The organism is Serratia sp. 201 (assembly GCF_037027545.1).
Classification (GTDB): domain Bacteria; phylum Pseudomonadota; class Gammaproteobacteria; order Enterobacterales; family Enterobacteriaceae; genus Serratia; species Serratia bockelmannii.
The window spans coordinates 1,019,602-1,039,719 of the sequence record NZ_JAXCHC010000002.1 but is presented as its reverse complement, the minus strand read 5'-3'; the positions used below and the strand labels follow the sequence as shown (position 1 = coordinate 1,039,719).

Below are 20,118 nucleotides of genomic sequence, written 5' to 3'. Positions count from 1 at the left end.
AATACATGTCGTTTGATAAAGAGTGTAGAGCAGCTATCGTGCCAAAACGGGATTTTTGCCGGATTTTGCTATTTTTTACGTTAAAACAACGGCTTATATTGAATATTTATTCATTTTCTATGCATTGGTAATGCATAAATTAAAAAATAAGGCCTAAAATCATCATTGCGCGCGAAATCCTATTCAATTACGAAAAACTTTAGAATTTCTGATCGGGCTCGCAAAAATAATTTCACCCAATTTGCTCGCCCTCACACTTTTTGCCCCAATTGGGTGCAGCGGTGCGTCAGGATTGTGCAAGACGGCAGTGACGCGGAGATCCCACCAGCAACATCCCCAAAACACGAGCCGCGCTGACCGCCAGCAGCCTCCGCTCCCGCTTTGTTTGCCAGCGGCTACACTGTGATCCTGACCGCCCCTTCTCTTCTGCGCCCAAGGAGTTCACCATGCCCAAGAAAACCGTCGATCTCAGCCAGCCACACGCCCAGCACGACATCCGCGCATTTCTCGACGCGCTGAATGCCGCCGGCGGTAAACCCATGGAACAGATGAAGCCTAAAGAGGCACGCAGGGTCTTGGAGGACGCGCAACGCAGCGTCGAGGTGCCGCTGCGCGAGGTCGAGATCAGCGAAAAAACGATTCACGTAGAAGGTCAGGATATTCTGCTGCAGCTGGTGCGTCCGGCCAGGGTCAACGAGGCGCCGCCGGTATTCATGTTCTTTCACGGCGGCGGCTGGGTGCTGGGCGATTTCCCCACCCACGAGCGCCTGGTGCGCGATCTGGTTTACAGCTCCGGCGCGGCGGCGGTGTTCGTCAACTATCCCCGCTCACCGGAGGTGCGCTACCCCGAGGCGATCAACCTGGCTTACGCCGCCACCGAATGGGTGGCCGAGTACGGCGAGAAGATCAACGTCGACGGTTCACGGCTGGCGGTGGTCGGCAACAGCGCCGGCGGCAATATGGCGGCGGTGGTCAGCCTGATGGCCAAAGAGAAAGGCATACCGGCGCTGCGTTGCCAGATCCTGCTGTGGCCCGTCACCCGTGCCCAGTTTGATACCGACTCCTATCATCAGTTCGCCGAAGGCCATTTCCTGACCCGCAACATGATGAAGTGGTTTTGGGACAGCTACGCGCCCGATAAGGCGCAGCGCAAAGATATCTACGCTTCGCCGCTCAACGCCACGCCGGAACAGCTGCGGGGCTTGCCACCGGCGCTGGTGCAGACCGCCGAGCTGGATGTGCTGCGCGATGAAGGCGAAGCTTACGCGCGTCTGCTCGATGCCGCCGGCGTCGAGGTCACCGCCACCCGCTACAACGGGCTGATCCACGACTACGGCCTGTTGAATCCGCTCGCCCACGTCCCGGCGGTGCATTCGGCGATCCACCAGGCCGGGCGCGCGTTGAAGCACTACCTGTCCTGACGCTAGCCGACCAGGTGGCAAGCCACCTGATGGCCGGGCGCCACGCTGCGCAGCTGCGGCGCCTGTTCGCGGCACTGCGCCGTGGCCAGCGGGCAGCGGGGATGGAAACGGCAGCCGCGCGGCGGGTTGGCGGGGTTCGGTGGCTCGCCGCCGGCCACCCACGCCGGCGCGCGTTGCGCATCCAGCGTCGGCACCGCTGCCAACAAGGCCTGCGTGTAGGGATGCAGCGGTTGGCGAAACAGCGCGTCGCGATCGGCGCTCTCAACGATCTGCCCCAGATACATCACTGCCACATCCTGGCACAAATGCTCCACCACGCCGAGATCGTGCGAGATAAACAGCAGCGTCACCCCTTGCCGTTCCTGCAAATCGGAGAACAGATTGATGATCTGCGCCTGAATCGACACGTCGAGCGCCGATATCGGTTCGTCTGCGACGATAAACTCCGGCTGCAGGATCAGCGCGCGCGCGATGCCGATGCGCTGGCGCTGGCCACCGGAAAACTCATGCGGAAACCGCCCATAATGCTGCGGCGACAGCCCGCAGATCGCCAGGGTATCGAGCACCCGTTCGCGCAGTTCCGCCTTGCTCGCCAGGCCGTGTTGCAACAGCGCTTCCCCAATGGCGTCGCCCACGCGCAGGCGCGGGTTCAGCGAACTGTACGGATCTTGAAACACTAACTGCATTTTCGGCCGCAGGGCGCGCAGCGCATCTTTACTCAGGCTATCCAGTGCCAGCCCTTTGAACATTACCTCACCGGCGGTTTTGTCGTGCAGGCCGAGCAGCGTGCGGCCGACGGTGGTTTTTCCGCTGCCTGACTCACCCACCAGCCCGAAAATGCGCCCCTTGCGAATGCTGAAGCTGACGTCGTCCACCGCCTTCAGTTGACCGGTGGTGCGCCCGAACAGTCCGTCGCGCAGCGGAAAATATTTCTTTAATCCTTTCACTTCCACCAAAGGTTCAGTCGACATGCGGGCGCCCTCCGGCGTTGAGGAAACAGGCGGACTGGCGCTGCGGCGTGCCGTACAGCGGCGGAATGCCATCGCGGCAGCGCGCGGTGGCCTGCGCACAGCGCTCGGCAAACGCACAGTGATCAGGCAAGCGCGCCAGATCCGGCACCTGGCCGGGAATGGAGTACAAACGGCGGAGCCGCTGGCCCGGCACCGGCCGCGAGGCGATCAGCCCCTGAGTATAAGGGTGCCGCGGTTCGGCCAGCACTTCCCGCGTCGTGCCCTGCTCGACGACGCGCCCGGCGTACATCACCGCCAGCCGATCCGCCATCTGGGCGATCACCCCAAGATCGTGGGTGATCAAGATCATCGCCATGTTGTGTCGCCGGCTCTGCTCACGCAGCAGCGCCAGGATCTGCGCTTGCACCGTAACGTCGAGCGCCGTGGTCGGTTCGTCGGCAATCAGCAGCGCCGGACGGCACCCGATCGCCATAGCGATCATCACGCGCTGCAGCATGCCACCGGAAAGCTGATGCGGATAGCAGCGCATCAGTGCCTCGGCGCGCGCTAACCCCACTTCCGTCAAGAGTTGAATCGCCTGACGCCAGGCCGCTTTCGGCGACAGGGTCAGGTGGCGAATCAGCGGCTCCACCAGCTGTTCGCCGAGGGTCAACACCGGATTGAGCGTGCTCATCGGTTCCTGAAAGATCATCGCCAGTCGGTTGCCGCGCAGATCGGCCATCTTGGAGGCCCGCAGCGACAGCAGGTTTTGCCCTTCAAAGCGAATTTTACCGCCGTCTACCTGCGCCAGCGGCTGCGGCAACAGCCCCATCAGCGCCATGGCGGTCACGCTTTTGCCGCAGCCCGACTCACCGACGATCCCCAGCGTTTGCCCGGCCTGCAGCTCAAGGCTGACCTGCTGCACCGCCCGCACCGGCCCTTGTTCCCCCTGAAACGACACCGACAGTCGCTCGAACGCCACCAGCGGTTGGCTCATCGTGTTACCCCGTTCATTTTCGGATCGAGCGCGTCCCGCAGGCCGTCGCCCAAAATATTGATCGCCACCACGGTGACGAAGATCGCCAGCCCGGGCGGCATCCACAGCCAGGGGCGGCGCTGAAAGTCGATCAGGCTATTGGCGGCGTCCATCATGTTGCCCCACGACGGCGTCGGCGGCACCACGCCCAGCCCAAGGTAGCTCAACGCCGACTCGCTGAGGATGGCGTTGGCCACCGCCATGGTGGCGACCACCACCAAAATCGGCACGGTATTGGGCAGCAGATGGCCGAAGAGACGCCGCCGGGTAGAGAGCCCCAGCACCTCGGTAGCCAACATGAAATCCCGCTCGCGCAGCGACAGGATCTGGCCGCGCACCAGCCGCGCCAGCGACGGCCAGCCCAGCAGGCTCAGCATGATCATCACCATGTAGATGCGGTAGTCCGGCGACACGTCGAGTTCGGTCAGCATCGCCCCCATGATGATCAGCAGCGGCAGGCCGGGAATGGTCATCAGCAGATCGGCGAAGCGCATGATCAGCCTGTCCGCCACGCCCCCCAGATAACCGGAAAGCGCCCCCAGCACGTAGCCCAGTGTCACCGACAGCAGCATCGACACCAGGCCGATGGTCAGCGATATCCGCCCCGCCAGCAGCAGCCGGGTGCAGATATCGCGGCCGAGAAAGTCGGTGCCCAGCCAGTGCGCGCCGCTCGGCGCCTGGTTGATATTCAGCACGTCGCCGGCATCGTCGCGCCACGGCGAAAGCGACGGCCCAATCAGGCACAGCAGCGCCAACAGCACCAGCAACGCCAGCGAAATCATCGCCGGTCGGTGGCGGCGCAAACGTCGCCAGGCCTGAGCGGCGGGCGGTGGCGACAGTTGCGCCAGCGCAGGCAGCTGTGCCTGTCGCCAGCGGCGACGGCGGCCGAAAAACAGCGTAACCAACATCGTGTTACCTCAAGCGAATGCGCGGGTCGGCGTAGGCGTACAGAATATCCGCCAGCAGATTGCCGAGAATGGTCAAGGCGGCCAGAAACAGCGTGAACCCCATCAATACCGGGTAATCACGCGCCGCCAACGAATCGATATGGATATGTCCGGCGCCCGGCCAGTTGAAGATTTTTTCGGTGATCAGCGCGCCGGAGAACAATCCCGGCAGCTCGAACCCCAGCAGGGTGATGATCGGCAACAGCGCATTGCGCAGCGCGTGTTTGAGGATCACCGTTTTCTCCCTGAGCCCCTTGGCGCGCGCGGTGCGGATATAGTCCATGCGGATCACCTCCAGCATGCTGGCGCGAAAATAGCGCGTCAGGCTGCCGGCCTGCAGCATCACCAGCGCCAGCACCGGTAACAGCAGGTGCGCCGCCACCTCCAGCGCCCAGGCCAGTCCGCTCGCTTCGCTGCCGGTGCGCAACATGCCGCCCGCCGGTAGCCAGTGCAGGTCGACGGCGAACCATTTGATCAGCAGCAGACACAGGAAGAACGTCGGAAACGACATGGCGGCGAACACCGCCACGGTGATCAGATGATCGAACAGCGAATAGGGTTTCATCGCCGAGATCACCCCCACCGCCAACGCGATGCCCCAATACAGCACCATCGCCACCGCCGCCAGCAGGAACGAGTTCCAGATGTATTGATTCAGCAACGTGCTGACCGGGATCTGATACTGCAGCGAAAAACCGAGATCGCCCTGCAGCAAGCGGCCGAGCCAGTGCAGGTAGCGGCTGAACAACGGCTGATCCAACCCATACAGCGCCCGCAGCTCGGCGGCGCGTTGCGCGGTCAAATTGATGTTGCCGTCGATAAAATCGCCGGGCGCCAGGGCGAAAATGCAAAAAATCAGCAAGGAAGCCAACAACAGCATCGGGATAGTCTGCAACAGACGGCGCAGGATAAAGTTTCTCATCGCGGGTTCCATCGCCGCCGCCCGGAATGGCGCGGCGGCGTCAGGGCGTTACGGCGCCGGTTTGACGTTCGGCAGGCTGCCGACCAATCCGTTGTAGATATCCGGTTTAAAGCCGGTGACGCGCGCGCTGCTGGCGCTCAAAATCTCGCGGTTGCCGAGCAGGATCACCGGCGGATCGTCCGCCAACACTTGATACAGCTGGTGATACAGCGGCTTGCGCTGGGCGATATCCAGCGTGGCATTGGCCCTGGCGATCAGCGCGTCTACCTGCGGGTTGTGATAACCGGTCTCGCTCTCGCTGCTGATGAAATCGCGTACGCCGTCGTGCGGATCGTTCAGCGTACTGGTGCTGAGGGACGCCAGGTCGTAATTGCCCGCCTTGCGCTGCGCCAACAGCGCGTTGAAGTCCAATACCTGCGGTTTCAGCACCACGCCGAGCCGGCGATAGTTATCCTTGGCGATCGGCACCAGCGCGTCGTTGATCAGCTTTTTGGTTACCAGCAGCGTCAGCTCCAGCTTTTTACCGTCTTTCTGCCGGATACCGTCAGCGCCCATCTGCCAACCGGCCTCGTCCAACAGCTTTTTGGCCTTATCGAGATCGTAAGCGTAGGGATTGATGCCGTTCGCGTCATAGGCCCAGGAGATCGGCGAAATCGGCTGGTTGGCGACCTTGCCGTACCCCTGGTACACCACGGCGATCAGCTTTTGCCGATCGAGGCCGTAGATCAGCGCCTGGCGCACCCGTTTATCCTGCAGCGCCGGGCGTCTGAGGTTGAAATCAACGCGGCTGTAATCGCTTGAGCTGTAAAGGTTGATATTGGCGAAGCCGAGCAGCTTGAGCTGTTCGATATCGTCCGGTTTGGCGGTAAAGGCGTCGTAGTCGGTCTCACCGGTCTGGAACAGCTGGAAGTTGGTGGCCGGGTTGGTGACGCGGTAGATAAAGCGCGCCATCGGCGGCGGGCCGAGGTAGAAGTTCGGGTTGGCGTGGAAGCGGATCTCCTGCCCCGGCACGTACTTGTCGTAAATATAGGGGCCGTTGCCGAGCGGCTTGCCGTTCAAGGCGCGCACGCTGTCGAGCTTGCCGCGCTGATAGTCTTTGCCGTAGTAAGCCCGCGACAATACCGGCCCGCCAATCAGTTGCAACGTGGTCGCGCCCGGCTGGGTGGTGACGATCTGAATGGTGCGATCGTCGATCACCTTCAGCCCGCTGATGCCGGCGGCGGTACCGTTTTTATACTCGGCGCCGCCCTGGATGTGCGCCGGCGTGATATCGGTGTCGCCGTCATAGGCCGGATCGTGCAGCAGCGTCAGGGTAAAGGCGATATCGTCGGCTTTCAGCGGCGAGCCGTCGCTGTAGACCAAATTCGGCCGCAGCTTAATGGTGTAGGTCAGATTATCGGGGCTGACCTGCCAGGACTCCGCCAATCGCCCTTCTGGCTTGCCCTGGCTGTCCAGGCCGATCAGGCGGCTGAAGATCACGTCGGTTACGTTCTCGTCCCAGCCGTTGGTGAACAGATACGGGTTGAAAATCCCCTGCGGTTCCGAGATGCCCGCCACCACGGTGTCTTTACGCAGTTTGGCGGCGGCCGGCACCCGAGCGGTGTCGCTGGCCGGCGTGATACCTTCGGCCAGCGTTTCCGCCTGAACGACGCCGCTCAGCCCCAGCGCGCAGACCAACGCCAGCGGTGTCAGGCGATATCGCAACAGTTTGTTTAGCTTATTTTTTATTCTTCTCACCCACAGCCCCTCGTCTTCCCGTTGATAAAAATGTGACAAAATTTATCGCAGAGTAATGGGCGGCTGGAGGGCTGTCTAACAACGAAACCGGCATTCCATTGCCGAAAAAAGCATTATGAATTTTTCTGGGGCAAAGCCCGCTGCAAATCGCGGTTCAACCGGTCGCAGCCAGCCCCCGGATAAGTTTGGCTAAGGTTTTGATCGCCTCTTCAAAGCGGTCATTCCATTCAAAAGAGGCGTTGAGGCGGAAGCAGTGGTTGAAATGGTCGCCGGTCGTGAACATGCGCCCCGGCGCGATGCTGATGCCCCGGGAAAGGGCCCGCCGGTACAGTTCCATCGACGACAGCGCCGGATCCAGCTCCAGCCACAGGAAATAACCGCCGTCGGGCTGGCTGACCTTCACCGTCGGCGGGAAATGGTGGGCGATCGCCTGACGCATCGCGCTTTGGCGTTGAGCCAGCAGGCGCCGCAGCCGCCGCAGATGGGTATCGTAGCCGCCGTGCAGCAGATAATCCGCCAGCGCCATCTGGGTCGGCACGCTGGTGGAAACGGTGCTCATCAGCTGCAAACGCTGGATCTGCTGCGCATAACGCCCCGCCGCCACCCAGCCGACGCGAAAGCCCGGCGCCAGGCATTTGGAAAACGACGAGCAGTGCAAGATCTGGCCGCCGCTGTCGAGCGCCTTGGCCGGCAGCGGCCGTTCGGCGCTGAAGTACAGCTCACCGTAGACATCGTCTTCGATCAGCGAAATCTGCCGTTCGCGCAGCAGCTCCACCAGGCGCTGCTTGTTGGCCTCCGGCAGGGTGGCGCCCTGCGGATTTTGGAAGTGGGTCATTAGCCAGCAGGCCTTGATCGGATACTGTTCCACCGCCTGCTGCAACGCGTCCAGATCGATACCGTCCTGCGGATGCGTGGCGATCGCCACCGCCTTTAACCGCAGCCGTTCCAGCGCCTGCAGCGCGCCGTAAAACGCCGGCGATTCGATCGCCACATAGTCGCCCGGCTGGGTCACCGCCTGCAGGCTGAGGCTGAGCGACTCCATCGCCCCGGCGGTGATGACGATTTCGTCCGGGGCAACCTGCATGCCGCTCAGCGCATAGCGTTGGGCAATGTGCCGCCGCAGCGCGTCGTTGCCCGGCGGCAGGTTGGCCAGCGAACTGTGCGGCGTGAACTTGCGCGCTACGCTGCTCAGCGCCCGCGCCAGCTTCGGCTGGGCGAACAGCGTGGCGTCGGGAAAGGCCGAACCGAAAGGCACGATGTCCGGATCCTTGCAGGCCTGCAGCACGTCAAAAATAAAGGCGTTGATGTCCACCTGCTCGCTCAGCAACAGTTTCTCGCCGCGCGAAGGCTGAGGCAGCGGCTGCGGACGCGCCGCCACATAGTAGCCCGACTGCGGGCGGGCGACGATCCACCCCTGGCTCTCCAGCAGTTGGTAAGACTGCACCACCGTCATCAGGCTTAATCCGGCGCGTTTGCCGCTCTCGCGCAGCGAAGGCAGCTTGTCGCCCGCCCGCCACACCCGGTTCTGGATCTGTTCTCTAATCTGCTGCGCAAGCTGCTCGTATCGGGTCATAACCATTAACTGTTATATGAAAAAGTAAAATAACTGTCACTATTATAGTCACTGTACTTCGTGATTAACTTAACGCCAAGCTTTTCACATAAAAATGACAGCTATACTCAAGAGGTTAATTTATGTTCAACCCTAGGAGGCGCCATGCTGGGTCTTGATGCACTGGAACTCGCCAGAATACAGTTCGCCTTCACCGTGTCTTTCCATATCATCTTCCCCGCCATCACCATCGGTTTAGCCAGTTATCTGGCGGTGCTGGAAGGGTTATGGTTGAAAACGCACAATGAAGCCTACCGTGAGCTTTACCATTTCTGGTCAAAGATTTTCGCCGTTAACTTCGGCATGGGCGTGGTGTCCGGGCTGGTGATGGCCTATCAGTTCGGCACCAACTGGAGCTTCTTCTCCGAGTTCGCCGGCAGCATTACCGGGCCGCTGCTGACTTATGAAGTGCTGACCGCCTTCTTCCTCGAAGCCGGTTTCCTCGGCGTGATGCTGTTCGGCTGGAACCGCGTCGGCCCCGGCCTGCACTTCTTCGCCACCTGCATGGTCGCGCTCGGCACACTGATCTCCACCTTCTGGATCCTGGCCTCCAACAGCTGGATGCAGACCCCGCAGGGGCATGAAATCATCAACGGCCAGGTGGTCCCGGTCGACTGGCTGAAGGTGATCTTCAACCCGTCCTTCCCGTACCGCCTGCTGCACATGTCCACCGCCGCCTTCCTCTCCTCGGCGTTCTTCGTCGGCGCCTCCGCCGCCTGGCATCTGCTGCGCGGCCGTGATACCCCGGCGATGCGCAAAATGCTGTCGATGGCGATGTGGATGGCGCTGATCGTCGCGCCGGTGCAGGCGATGATCGGCGATGCGCACGGCCTGAATACGCTGAAACACCAGCCGGCGAAGATCGCCGCCATCGAAGGCCACTGGGAAAATCCGCCGGGCGAAGCCACGCCGCTGATCCTGGTCGGTTGGCCGGACATGCAGCGCGAAGAAACCCGCTTCAAGCTGGAGGTGCCTTACCTCGGCAGCCTGATCCTGACGCACAGCCTGACCGAACAGGTACCGGCGCTCAAATCCTTCCCGCCGGAAGATCGCCCCAACTCCACCGTGGTGTTCTGGTCGTTCCGCATCATGGTCGGGCTGGGCATGCTGATGATTCTGGCCGGGGTGTGGAGCCTGTGGCTGCGCTGGCGCGGCGGGCTGTATCAGTCGCGTCCGTTCCTGTACTTCATTTTGTGGATGGGCCCTTCCGGGCTGCTGGCGCTGCTGGCGGGCTGGTTCACCACCGAGATCGGCCGCCAACCGTGGGTGGTGTACGGCCTGCTGCGCACCAAGGATGCGGTCTCCGCGCACGGCGACCTGCACATGAGCATCAGCCTGCTGGCGTTCATCATCGTCTACTGTTCGGTGTTCGGCGTGGGGTATTCCTACATGATGCGCCTGATCCGCAAAGGGCCGCAGCCGCATGAACACCAAGAAGACAATACCGAGGGCCGGCCGGCGCGTCCGCTGTCCGCGGTCAACGACACTCTGGACGACAGGAGCTGAACATGGGTATCGATCTTCCGCTGATTTGGTTTGTCATCATCGTGTTCAGCACCATGATGTACGTGGTGATGGACGGTTTCGACCTGGGCATAGGCATCCTGTTTCCGTGGGTGAAAGAGAGCGGCGACCGCGATCTGATGATGAACACCGTCGCCCCGGTGTGGGACGGCAATGAGACCTGGCTGGTGCTGGGCGGCGCCGCACTGTTCGGCGCCTTCCCGCTGGCCTATTCGGTCATCCTCGACGCGCTGGCGATCCCGCTGACGCTGATGCTGATCGGGCTGATTTTCCGCGGCGTGGCCTTCGAGTTTCGCTTCAAGGCGACGCCGGAGAAGCGCCATATCTGGGACAAGGCGTTTATTTGGGGCTCACTGTTCGCCACCTTCAGCCAGGGTGTGGTGGTGGGCGCCGTGATCAACGGCTTCCCGGTAGAAGGCCGCACCTACGCCGGCGGCGCGCTGGACTGGCTAACGCCGTTCGCGCTGTTCTGCGGGCTGGGGCTGGTGGTGACCTATGCCCTGCTCGGCTGTACCTGGCTGGTGATGAAAACCGCCGGTGAACTGCAGGCACGCATGTATCACCTGGCGACGCCGCTGCTGGCCATCCTGTTGCTGGTGCTGGCTGCGGTCAGTGTCTGGACGCCGATCGCCCATCCGGAAATCGCCGCCCGCTGGTTTACGCTGCCTAACCTGTTCTGGCTGCTGCCGGTACCGCTGCTGGTGCTGCTCAGCGCCTGGGGAATTCAACGCGGAGTGAAACGCGGCGCGCACTACTCGCCGTTTATGCTGACGCTGCTGCTGGTGTTCCTCGGCCTGAGCGGGCTTGGCATCAGCATCTGGCCGCACCTGATCCCGCCGGCCATCAGCCTGTGGGACGCCGCAGCACCACCGCAGAGCCTCGGCTTTATGCTGGTGGGCGCGCTGTTCATCATCCCAATCATTCTGGTCTACACCTTCTGGAGCTACTACGTGTTCCGCGGCAAGATCAGCCATGAACACGGCTATCATTGAGAAGGGAGGACGCTATGCAAGATAAAACGGCAACCGCCGCTCCGGCGCCCTGGTGGAAACGCATCGGTTGGCTGGTGATCATCTGGAGCGCCAGCGTGCTGGGGTTATTCGTGGTTGCCTCACTGTTCCGCCTGCTGATGACCGCGGCGGGCATGAAGTCGCATTGACGCGGCGCCTTATTTGGACGCGCTGTTGGGAAAGTAAAAAGAGACCACCAGCGTGACCAGCGGCAAGGCGCCGATCTTCACCAGCTCAAACACCTGATTCAGCGCTTCGTTTTTCTCCCAATACGCGTGGGCGGCGAATACGCCCACGCTGACGGCGAATATCCCGCACAGCACCTGGCGTGCCAGGCGCAGCCGCTCCATTTCGTCGAAGACCAGCGAAGGATCCAAATACAACGTTTCAGCATCAACCTGCGGGCGCTCATTTTGCGGCTTCATGGAAAAATCCCCACCACCACGGCGACCGCCTCCAGCCCCTCGTCGCTTTCACGCACGATCCCAAGACGGGAACCGTCTTTTTTCATCCACTCACGGTCGGCAATCGTCATTAAAGAAAATGCCAGGCGAATGACGTCGGTTTTTGCCATCCCGTGACGCCGGGCAATGTCGTTCAAGCTGTCGTCAATTTCATTGGATAACCGAATCGGCAAGCTGCGCATAGTCCACCTCCTGTGGCCGTTGATTCACAGAGGGAAAGTCTACTGGAAGGGCAAATATCGTTCAATTAGTGAACTGCGTAACGCCTCGCACAATCCGCATGCAACGCTAGTGCGGCTTGCGGCCCATCGCGCTGAGGAAGCGTTGCTGCAGACGCAACAGCTCCTCCAGTTCCAGCAGGCGGTAGTCGATGCCGAAACGCGGCGCCACCTCGCCGATGATGCGACTCAGCGCCGGGTAATGGCGGTGGCTCCAGTGCGGGAACAGATGATGCGTCAAATGCAGGTTCGCCCCGCCGAGCCAGTACCCCAGCCAACGCGGCCGGGTCAGCCAGTCGAAGGTGGTGGCGAACACGTGGTGATACCAGCCGTGCGGCATCGTGCCCTGCGCCGGCGCCTGATAAAAGTTGGCCTTGGCCCAGTGGGTGCCGATGATCAACATCACGAACAGCAAGGAAGAAAGCATCTGGCTCAGCAAATAGACCAGCAGAATTTGCCCGATGCCGATAGCCGGCGGCAGCAGCCAGCATGGGATCGCCAGCGCCAGCAGCAGGTGTGCCGCCTTACCCGCCAGAAACCCGCACCAGCCACGCACGCCCTGCTGCGCCATGCGCGCCGCCACGCGGGTGCGGCCCGCCCTGTCCAGCCAATCGAACAACCAGATGTAGTACGGGAACGTCAGCGCCGCCACCAGCGGCCAATAGTAACGCTGCGCGCGCATAAAGGGGCGCCAGCGCTGGAACGGCGTTTGCCGCAGCACGCCGTTGGCGTCGATGTCGGGATCGTAATGTTCGATATTGTTATGGGCATGGTGGAACAGCACGTGCCGCACGCGCCAACAGTCGGGATCCAGCCCCAGCGGCACGCTCACCAGTGCGTTCAACCAGCGGTTGGCCCAAGGGCGGCGGAAAAACGCGTTGTGCGAGGCGTCGTGCACCACGTTCACCGTCAGGAACATGCCGATAAAGATAAAGCCGAAATAGCAGGCGAAAAACGCCCAGCCGTTTTGCTGCTGCAGGCTCAACCCGTAACACAGGCCGCACAGCGCCAGCAGCAGCGCGACCTTCGCCAGCATGCCGCCGTCGGCGAAACGGTGATCGCCGTTGGCCGCCAGATAATGCTGGGCGGCCTGCATCAGCGCGCGGTGCAACCCGTTGTCGTCGCGCCGATAGGCTAACGGACGCAGCGGTTTCATGGCTGCCCCATCCGCCGCAAGAAGCGCTGTTGCTGCGCCAGCAGTTCGCGATAGCCGATGCAGCGGTACGCCATGCCGTGCCGCTGTGCCACTTCCGCCACCGCGGCGGCCAGCGCCGGATAGTGGCGGTGATTCCAACCGGGAAACAGGTGATGGGTCAGGTGATAGTTCAGCCCGCCGGTCAGATGCTCCAGCCAGCGCGGTTCGGGCTGCCAGTCGCAGGCGGTGGCGAAATTGTGCCGATACCAGCCTTGCGGCATGCTGTCGCCCGTCGGCGCCGGGTAAAACTCGGCCTGCGCCCAATGGGTGCCCAGCAGCAAGAACACCACCAGCAGCGAGGCGCACATCTGGCTGAGCGCGTAAGCCAGCAACACCCAGCCCCAGCCGATGCCGTGCAAGTGGCCCACGATCAGCGGCACCACCAGCACCAGCGCCAGATGCGCGAGCTTGCACAGCACGAACAGCGTCCAACCGCCGCGCCCCGCCAGCACGCGTTTTTCCCGCAGCGGCGTTTTATCGAGCCGATCGGACCAATCGAAAATCCAGGCGATATAGGGCAAGGAGAGCGCGGCGATCAGCGGCCAGTACAGATGCTGATAGCGCATATGGGGCCGCCAGCGCTGGAAAGGCGTCTGGCGGAAAAAGCCGTTCTCTTCGGTGTCCAGATCGTAATGCTCCACGTTGGCGTAAACGTGGTGGTAATCCACGTGCCGCGTACGCCAATAGTCCGGATCGACGCCCAGCGGCAGCGTCACCACCCGCCCCACCAGGCGATTGGCCCAGGGCGCACGCAGGAAGGCGTTATGCGAAGCATCGTGGTTGACGTTGACGTTGAGCAGCATACCCATGGTCACGAACAGGAAATAGCAAAGGAAAAACGCCCATGGCTGATGCTGCATCAGGCTGAGCGCGTAAAACCCGGCGCACAACACCAACAACAGCGCGGCCTTGACCAGCCGCGCGGCATCGGCATAGCGATGATCGCCCGCCAGGCAGGCGTGCGCCGCGCGCTTGAGATCGCGATGAAACGCCTGCTCGCCATCGGCGGGAAAACGCAGCGGCGGCAATGACTCAGCCATGCGGTTCCTCCACGGCGGCCGATGCGGCCACTCGCCCCCAGCCCAGCGCGATGCACAGGGCATGCAGCGCCACGGCGGCCATGGCGATATGCCAATAGCGCTGCGGCCAGCCAAGATAGCCGATAAACAGCAGCGGCATGCCCAGCGCGATCAGCAGCCAGACGGCGCTCGCCCACGGCCGCCCTTCCGTCATGCCGCCCAGCGCTACCGATCCCAACGCCAGCAGCACCAGCAGCGCCATTTGCGGCCAGCTGATGTCGCCGTAACCATAGCCGTATTGGTAGACGTAGCCGACCACCAGCGTGAACAACAGCATGGCGCCGCTGAATACGCTGAGTGCCGAACGGCGGTCGCGTGGTCGGCCCGGCGCCGGGCGCCATGTCAGACGCAAATAGCGCAGGAACGGCAGATTACTCGCCCAGAACGGGTTGGCAGACGGCCTGTCACCGCTGACGCCATAGCTGAACGGCGTGGTCGGCAACGCCGGGCAGAAGGTGCCGAACAGCTTGTCCCAAAAGATAAAGCTGCCGCCGAAGTTCTTATTGGAATACGCCATGTCCTTGACGTGGTGCACCCGGTGGTGCGCTGGCGTGACCAGGATTTTTTCCAGCACGCCCAGCTTCGGCGTCAGCGCATTGTGGTTAAACAGCTGAATGCTGTAGTGAAAAATCGACACCGCGACGAACACCGACAGCGGCACGCCCGCCAGCGCCAGCAGCAAAAAGAACGGGATCGACGTCAGCGACGAATACCAGGAGTTGCGCACCCCCAGCGACAGGTTGAAGTGCTCCCCCTGGTGGTGCACCACGTGTACCGCCCACAGCACGCGGAAGCGGTGGTGCAGGCGATGCAGCCAGTAGAAACCGAAGTCCCACGCCAGCAGGGCGAACAGCCACATCAGCAGCGGCGGCCAGGCGTCCAGCAGCCCCAGGCTGAAATGCGCGGCCACGTAGCCGTAGCAGGTGATCTCCAGCCCGCGGAACAGCCACAGCATGATATGGCCGGAGTTCAGGTTGAACACCAGATCGTGCCAGTTGACCGGCTCACGGCGCCCCCACTGCAGCGCCACCGCCTCGGCCACCACGATGAACAGCATGAACACTATCGGCAACGCCAGATCGCTCATCCCATTTCTCCTTTAACCACGCGCCTGCGCAGGGCCTTTATACGCAGCGCCAGCCCACCGGCGCATAGCGCCAGCAAGGCGCCACCTGCCAAATCGACAAACAAGTGACGGCGCAGCTGCAGAATGGAGAACGCGATCGCCACGCCCCACAGCATCCACAGCGCCGTCCGCATTTTGCGCTCGCCGTCGCTCAGCGCCCACACCGCCAGCACCGTCAGCGCCATGTGCAACGAAGGCAGGCAGTTCTGCGCCGAATCCACCTGCGTTAACGCCGCCAGCAGCTGCGCGCTGATCCCAACGCCCTCGTTCTGCGGATAGGCCATGGTGGTCGGCCACAGCAAGTAAACCGCTCCGGCGCCCAGCGCCGTCAGCTGCATCGCCAGCGTCAGCCATTTGATTCGCCGCAGCGGCGCCAGCAAATAGCCAGCCGGGACGATGAGGAAGAACGACAGGTAGAGCCAGATGGCCGCCGGGTTGAACGGGATCGCCCGGTCAAGCGCCGACGGCGGCAACAACGTTCCCGCCCCCTGCAGGCGATCGGTCAGGCTATACACCACCCCGACCGTCCCCCAGCCGAGCAACATGTGCCCTAGCCTGAACAGCGTATTTTTCATGTTTTCTCCGCCTGGCGTACGATGCGCCGCCGCTTGCGATCGAACTGCGGCAATACCGCCTGCGTCGTCAGCCGCCATTCGAGCCGATCGGTGGCGATGCCCTGGCGAGCGAACAGCGCGATCAGCTGCGCCTGGCAGTACGCCAATTCCGCTTGGCTGCAATCGGCAATCAGCTCCAGCCGCTGCTCGCCGCGCTGGATCAGGCGGTAATCGCTGGTCAGCGGCAACGCATTGGCGATCGTCCGGCTGCAGGCATCGGCGAACACCGCCTGCGGTTGCCGCTGCGCATCGGGTAACATCAGCTGATCGTCGCGCCGCCCTTCGATACGCGCAATCGCCCGCGTCGGTTGCCCGCATGGGCAGGGTTCCTGGCGCAGCACCAATACATCATCCAGCCGATAGCGCACGATCGGCTGCGTGCTGCGGGTGAAATCAGTGATCAGCGGCGTAAAACGCTGCTCGTCGATCCACTGCGGTTCGATATGCAAAAACTCTTCGTTCAGATGCAGCGTGCCGTGCGCGCAGGTAGCGGCCAGGAACCCCTCGGTGGCCTGATATACTTCGCCAACCGCCGGAAACACCTGCAGCAGCAGGCGGCGATCCTGTTCTTCCAACACCTCGGCGACCGAGATCACTTTTTTGACCGACAGCGTCACCTGCCCGGCCAGCACCGCCAGCGCCAGGGCGCGCAGCACCTGCGCCGGCGCCACGATGATGCTGGGCGCCTGCCGTTCCAAGGCGGGCAGATGCGCATTGAACGGCGCGAGCAGATCGTAAAACGCCAGGCTCAGCCAACGGTTGTTCACGCTGTGATAGAGGTTATTGTCCGCCCGCAGAAACAGCGCAACGCGCTCGCCGGCCAACAGCCCGTCCGGCAGCATTTTCGCCAGCATGCCGCCGGCCCACACCTGCTGTTCGCGCGGGCTGACGACAAACACGCCGCGCTGCCCGGAGGTGCCGGACGACAATCCGACGCTGTAGCGCCCGATCTTCGGCGTGAAATCGCGATCCGCCTCGCTGCGCTGCGCGCAGGCCAGCACCGCATCGCGCTGCAGCCCGGCGGTATTCATCCGGTCGAACTGCGCCATCATCAGCGCCTTGTCCATCTGCGGCCATTCGGCGAACGGCCGGCGGCTGAAACACTGAAAATAGGGGCTCTTGCTCAGCACCCGGCGGGCAAAGCCCGTGAGCTGCCGGGCCTGATACGCCTCCAGCGCCGCACGATCGCCAAAGCGCAGGCGTCGGGCGCGAAAATAGTGCCAAAGGGTCATGAAGGGGATCACAGGTCCCCCTCATGACACAGCAAAATGTTGACCTGGCCGCCCGCCCACAGCTGGTTGAGCCGCTCCAGCGTGCGGGTGTACGCCGCCGCGTCGTCCATCACCAGATTGGCCAGGCGCGAAGGCCCGCGCAGCGTCTGGTAGCTCTGCGGCGACCAGGCGGCGTCGCTGGCCAGCAGCGTCCAACCGGCATCGGTGAGGATAAAGGCGCCGATATGGCCGGCCGCATGCCCCGGCAGCGGCACCAGCACGATCTGCCCTTCGCTGCCCGGCAGCACGTAACCGCGATCGAACGGCGCCAGCAGCGCGGGCAACGCCACCGAGGGAAAAGCCTCCATAAACTGCAGGCGGCTCTCGAAGTCCGCCGGGATCAGGCCGGGAATAAAGGCGCGCTTCAGCGCCGCAAAACCGCGCAGCCCACGGGTTTGCTGCCAGCCTTCGCCAGAGCAAATAAAGTCGAGTTGGCTGAAATCCTGCAGCCCGGCGATGTGATCCGCGTGAAAATGCGAGACGATCAGCGCCTGGATGTCACCTTCGGTGTAACCGGCTTCGCGCAGCTGGTGCGCCAACGACTCGGCGGGATCGAAATAGACCGGCGTCATGCGGCGGTAAAGGCTGAACAGCCCCGACTGCGTGTGCTGCTGAAAATAATGCGCGTAGCCGGTATCCCACAGCCAGCGGCGCTCCCCTACCTCCAGCAGATAGGCGCGCGCCGGGAATTTGCACACCCGGAACCCGGCACCGCGCAGCGCCATGCAGCCGATATGCGTGCAATAGCCCACTTCAAAAACGGTGACTTTAGCCATGTTGTCCGCCTCCTTGCTGCCGCAGCCACTCGCCGGTCAGGCGGATCCCCTCTTCCATCGAGTAACGCGGCCGATAGCCCAGCTCTTCGATCGCGCGGGTCTGGCTCAGGGTCATGTCGAAGTGCACCGCCGCCACGCTGTAGCGCGTCAGCATCGGTTCCTTGCCGCTCAGGCTTGCCCACAGCTCCATGCCGCCGGCCAGCGTATGTAGCAGCGGATAGGGCACGGCCTGCAGCCGGTAACTCAGCCCCAGCGCCTGACGCAGCAGCGCATCCAACATGTCCGCCAGCCGCTGGGGTTGGTGGTTGGTGATGTTGTACACGGCGCCGGACGACAATCCGCGCTGCCGGCTGGCCAGCTCCATGGCGTGCACCACATTGGGGGCAAAGGTCAGATCCAGCAATGCCTGTCCGCCGCCGGGCAATCGCAATACGCCGCGATCGCGTTCGAGCTGCTGCAACAGCCGCGGCACGATCACCCGATCGTGCGGGCCAAACAGGCCGCGCGGCCGCAGCATAATGTAGGTGGTTTGCGGATAGATCTTCGCCTGCGCCAACAGGCGCTGTTCGGCCGCATACTTGCTGGCGGCATAGTGATTGGCGAAGCGCCGGGCGCGGTAACCCTCGTCAAGATCGTAATGCGGCTGAAAATCGAAGTAGATTGCCGGCGTGGAGATATGCACGAAGCGCCGCACGCCGCAGCGCCCCGCCGCCTCCACCAGCTTCTCCGTCGCCGCGGCGTTGATGCGGTGAAATTCCGCCTTGCTGCCCCAGGGCGAAGACTTGGCCGCACAGTGCCACACCCACTCGCAGTCGGTCACCAGCTCCCGACATTGCTGCGACGTGGCCTGCGCCAGATCGAGCGCACAAAACTCGGCGCCCAGCTGACGCAGCGTTGCGCCGGCCCGTTCATCGCGGCCGGTGGCGCGCACCTGATGTCCTGCCTCCAGCAACCACTGCGCCGCGTTGCGTCCCAGCCCGCTGGTCGCCCCGGTGACCAGCACCCTCATGGCAGCAACACCATGCCGGCCAGCGCCAGCCCGGCGGCGGTGCCGATCAGCATCACCGGCTGACCGGGATTGAAGCGCCCGGTGGTCACGGCGGCATGCAGCGCCGTCGGGATAGACGCCGCCACCTGATTGCCATGATGGCGGTAGATATCGACCAGCGCCTCGCTGGAGACGTGCAGCCGTTTGCGCATATGTTCGAGCGACAGATGGCTGGCCTGATGCGGCACTACGGTGGCGATCTGCGCCAGGGTCAGGCCGCTGGCGTTCAGCAGCCGGTCGAGGTAGCCCTCAATCAGCGCCGACGCCTGACGGAACAGCGGCTTGCCCTGCATATGGAACAGGAAGTCTTGCTCACACATGCCGGCGCGCGGGTTACGACGCGTACCGCCGGCGCGGATCTCGCACAGTTCGCTCCCGGCGGGATAGGTTTCCACCAGGCTGGCGAGGATACCGCTGGCGCCGACGCCGCACTCCACAATGGCACAGGCGGCACCATCGCCGAAAATCAGCGACGACTCTTCGTGCTGCCAGTCGATGCCGCGTGAAGCGAGATCCGCCGAAACGATGGCGATACGCCGATACGTCCCGGCGTTCAACAGCCCCGCCGCTACCTGCAGCGCAGAGATAAAGCTGACGCAGCTGCTGTTGATGTCGAAGCCCGGCGTGCCCGCCGCCAGCCCCGCCACCTTGAGAATATGCGCGGCGGTGCATGGCAGCGCCTGCACCGATATCGCCGAGGCGGAGATCAGCAGGTCAATGGAAGCTGCCGGGATGGCGTGGCGAGCCAGCGCATCTTGCAGCGCAGCGGCAGCGAGTTCGGCCTGGCTGGCATCGTCGGCGGCGTGATAGCGGCAAACGATACCCGAGCGTTTTTCAACGTAGCCGGCCGGTTTCCCCAGGCGAGCGTCGAGCGTAGAAGACGCCACGCGGTTGGGCGGCAACGCGGCCCCGGTGGCAATGATTTTCAGAGGCAACAGCTCGGGTGAGCGACATTGTGTGGTCATTATTGTTATTGATTAACCTGACTATCCATAAAGCGATTCTCCCGCACGGCACGAAGGCCACGCGGATCATCCCCGGTTTTTATGTCCCAAAATGCCTTTCATCAAGGCGGTATCTCTTGTTATCGGCTACCACGGGCCGACGTCCGTCGGCGGAAGCATAAGCGTAACATGACTGAGATAATTAGTTTACGACAAGGCGGCGA

Annotated in this window: 20 protein-coding genes; 4 read left to right on the top strand and 16 right to left on the bottom strand. The window is 62.8% G+C overall.

Going from position 1 to position 20,118, the window contains the following annotated elements; all coding sequences use genetic code 11:
* Positions 1-446: 446 nt before the first annotated feature.
* A complete protein-coding gene (locus tag WA302_RS13130) occupies positions 447-1,421 on the top strand; it encodes an alpha/beta hydrolase (protein WP_043143872.1) in 975 nt (324 codons plus the stop codon).
* 2 nt (positions 1,422-1,423) lie between these two features.
* Here the strand turns inward: WA302_RS13130 and WA302_RS13125 are convergent, their stop codons facing one another.
* From WA302_RS13125 to WA302_RS13100, 6 genes are all read right to left on the bottom strand, one after another.
* Complete coding sequence (locus tag WA302_RS13125) at positions 1,424-2,392, bottom strand: ABC transporter ATP-binding protein (protein ID WP_025303182.1); 969 nt, start codon at positions 2,390-2,392, stop codon at positions 1,424-1,426.
* Positions 2,382-3,368, bottom strand: coding sequence for an ABC transporter ATP-binding protein (locus WA302_RS13120; protein WP_261456432.1), 987 nt, complete (start codon positions 3,366-3,368; stop codon positions 2,382-2,384). The genes WA302_RS13125 and WA302_RS13120 overlap by 11 nt, the downstream gene beginning before the upstream one ends.
* On the bottom strand, positions 3,365-4,315 hold the full coding sequence (gene opp4C, locus WA302_RS13115; RefSeq protein WP_043143878.1) for an oligopeptide ABC transporter permease: 951 nt from the start codon (positions 4,313-4,315) through the stop codon (positions 3,365-3,367). Before opp4C ends, WA302_RS13120 begins: the two co-directional genes overlap by 4 nt.
* A gap of 4 nt (positions 4,316-4,319) precedes the next feature.
* Positions 4,320-5,276: an ABC transporter permease gene (locus WA302_RS13110; protein WP_004934604.1), complete on the bottom strand. Its 957-nt coding sequence runs from the start codon at positions 5,274-5,276 to the stop codon at positions 4,320-4,322.
* A 48-nt stretch (positions 5,277-5,324) separates the two neighbouring features.
* Entirely contained in the window at positions 5,325-6,980 is a 1,656-nt protein-coding gene (locus WA302_RS13105; protein WP_049204095.1) for an ABC transporter substrate-binding protein, read from the bottom strand.
* Between the two features lie 187 nt (positions 6,981-7,167).
* On the bottom strand, positions 7,168-8,586 hold the full coding sequence (locus WA302_RS13100) for an aminotransferase-like domain-containing protein (RefSeq protein ID WP_025303187.1): 1,419 nt from the start codon (positions 8,584-8,586) through the stop codon (positions 7,168-7,170).
* Positions 8,587-8,730: 144 nt separating this feature from the next.
* On the opposite strand from WA302_RS13100, the gene WA302_RS13095 reads away from it, so the two are divergent.
* The 3 genes from WA302_RS13095 to WA302_RS13085 are packed head-to-tail and all read left to right on the top strand — an operon-like array spanning position 8,731 to position 11,308.
* On the top strand, positions 8,731-10,131 hold the full coding sequence (locus WA302_RS13095) for a cytochrome ubiquinol oxidase subunit I (RefSeq protein ID WP_016927376.1): 1,401 nt from the start codon (positions 8,731-8,733) through the stop codon (positions 10,129-10,131).
* Between the two features lie 2 nt (positions 10,132-10,133).
* Positions 10,134-11,141, top strand: coding sequence for a cytochrome d ubiquinol oxidase subunit II (gene cydB / locus WA302_RS13090; protein WP_025303188.1), 1,008 nt, complete (start codon positions 10,134-10,136; stop codon positions 11,139-11,141).
* A gap of 14 nt (positions 11,142-11,155) precedes the next feature.
* Positions 11,156-11,308, top strand: coding sequence for a DUF2474 domain-containing protein (locus tag WA302_RS13085; protein WP_071605360.1), 153 nt, complete (start codon positions 11,156-11,158; stop codon positions 11,306-11,308).
* 9 nt (positions 11,309-11,317) lie between these two features.
* Here the strand turns inward: WA302_RS13085 and WA302_RS13080 are convergent, their stop codons facing one another.
* The 10 genes from WA302_RS13080 to WA302_RS13035 form a co-directional block, all read right to left on the bottom strand.
* Positions 11,318-11,584, bottom strand: coding sequence for a hypothetical protein (locus WA302_RS13080; protein WP_261456433.1), 267 nt, complete (start codon positions 11,582-11,584; stop codon positions 11,318-11,320).
* On the bottom strand, positions 11,581-11,805 hold the full coding sequence (locus WA302_RS13075) for a hypothetical protein (protein ID WP_197790897.1): 225 nt from the start codon (positions 11,803-11,805) through the stop codon (positions 11,581-11,583). Before WA302_RS13075 ends, WA302_RS13080 begins: the two co-directional genes overlap by 4 nt.
* Before the next feature lie 106 nt (positions 11,806-11,911).
* Positions 11,912-12,997 carry an acyl-CoA desaturase gene (locus WA302_RS13070; protein WP_043138502.1) on the bottom strand — a complete coding sequence of 362 codons (1,086 nt, stop codon included), beginning with the start codon at positions 12,995-12,997 and terminating at the stop codon, positions 11,912-11,914.
* A complete protein-coding gene (locus tag WA302_RS13065; protein WP_025303192.1) occupies positions 12,994-14,076 on the bottom strand; it encodes a fatty acid desaturase family protein in 1,083 nt (360 codons plus the stop codon). Before WA302_RS13065 ends, WA302_RS13070 begins: the two co-directional genes overlap by 4 nt.
* A complete protein-coding gene (locus tag WA302_RS13060; protein ID WP_025303193.1) occupies positions 14,069-15,202 on the bottom strand; it encodes a sterol desaturase family protein in 1,134 nt (377 codons plus the stop codon). Before WA302_RS13060 ends, WA302_RS13065 begins: the two co-directional genes overlap by 8 nt.
* Positions 15,199-15,816, bottom strand: a complete 618-nt coding sequence (locus WA302_RS13055) for a phosphatase PAP2 family protein (protein WP_089181016.1) — start codon at positions 15,814-15,816, stop codon at positions 15,199-15,201. The genes WA302_RS13060 and WA302_RS13055 overlap by 4 nt, the downstream gene beginning before the upstream one ends.
* Entirely contained in the window at positions 15,813-17,099 is a 1,287-nt protein-coding gene (locus tag WA302_RS13050; RefSeq protein WP_261456434.1) for a F390 synthetase-related protein, read from the bottom strand. The genes WA302_RS13055 and WA302_RS13050 overlap by 4 nt, the downstream gene beginning before the upstream one ends.
* Entirely contained in the window at positions 17,096-17,902 is an 807-nt protein-coding gene (locus tag WA302_RS13045; protein ID WP_043138513.1) for an MBL fold metallo-hydrolase, read from the bottom strand. The genes WA302_RS13050 and WA302_RS13045 overlap by 4 nt, the downstream gene beginning before the upstream one ends.
* The gene (locus WA302_RS13040) at positions 17,895-18,911 is read right to left on the bottom strand and encodes an NAD-dependent epimerase/dehydratase family protein (RefSeq protein WP_197822343.1); all 1,017 of its coding nucleotides are present in this window, start codon (positions 18,909-18,911) and stop codon (positions 17,895-17,897) included. The genes WA302_RS13045 and WA302_RS13040 overlap by 8 nt, the downstream gene beginning before the upstream one ends.
* Positions 18,908-19,915, bottom strand: coding sequence for a 3-oxoacyl-[acyl-carrier-protein] synthase III C-terminal domain-containing protein (locus WA302_RS13035; protein WP_261456435.1), 1,008 nt, complete (start codon positions 19,913-19,915; stop codon positions 18,908-18,910). The genes WA302_RS13040 and WA302_RS13035 overlap by 4 nt, the downstream gene beginning before the upstream one ends.
* Positions 19,916-20,118: the final 203 nt, after the last annotated feature.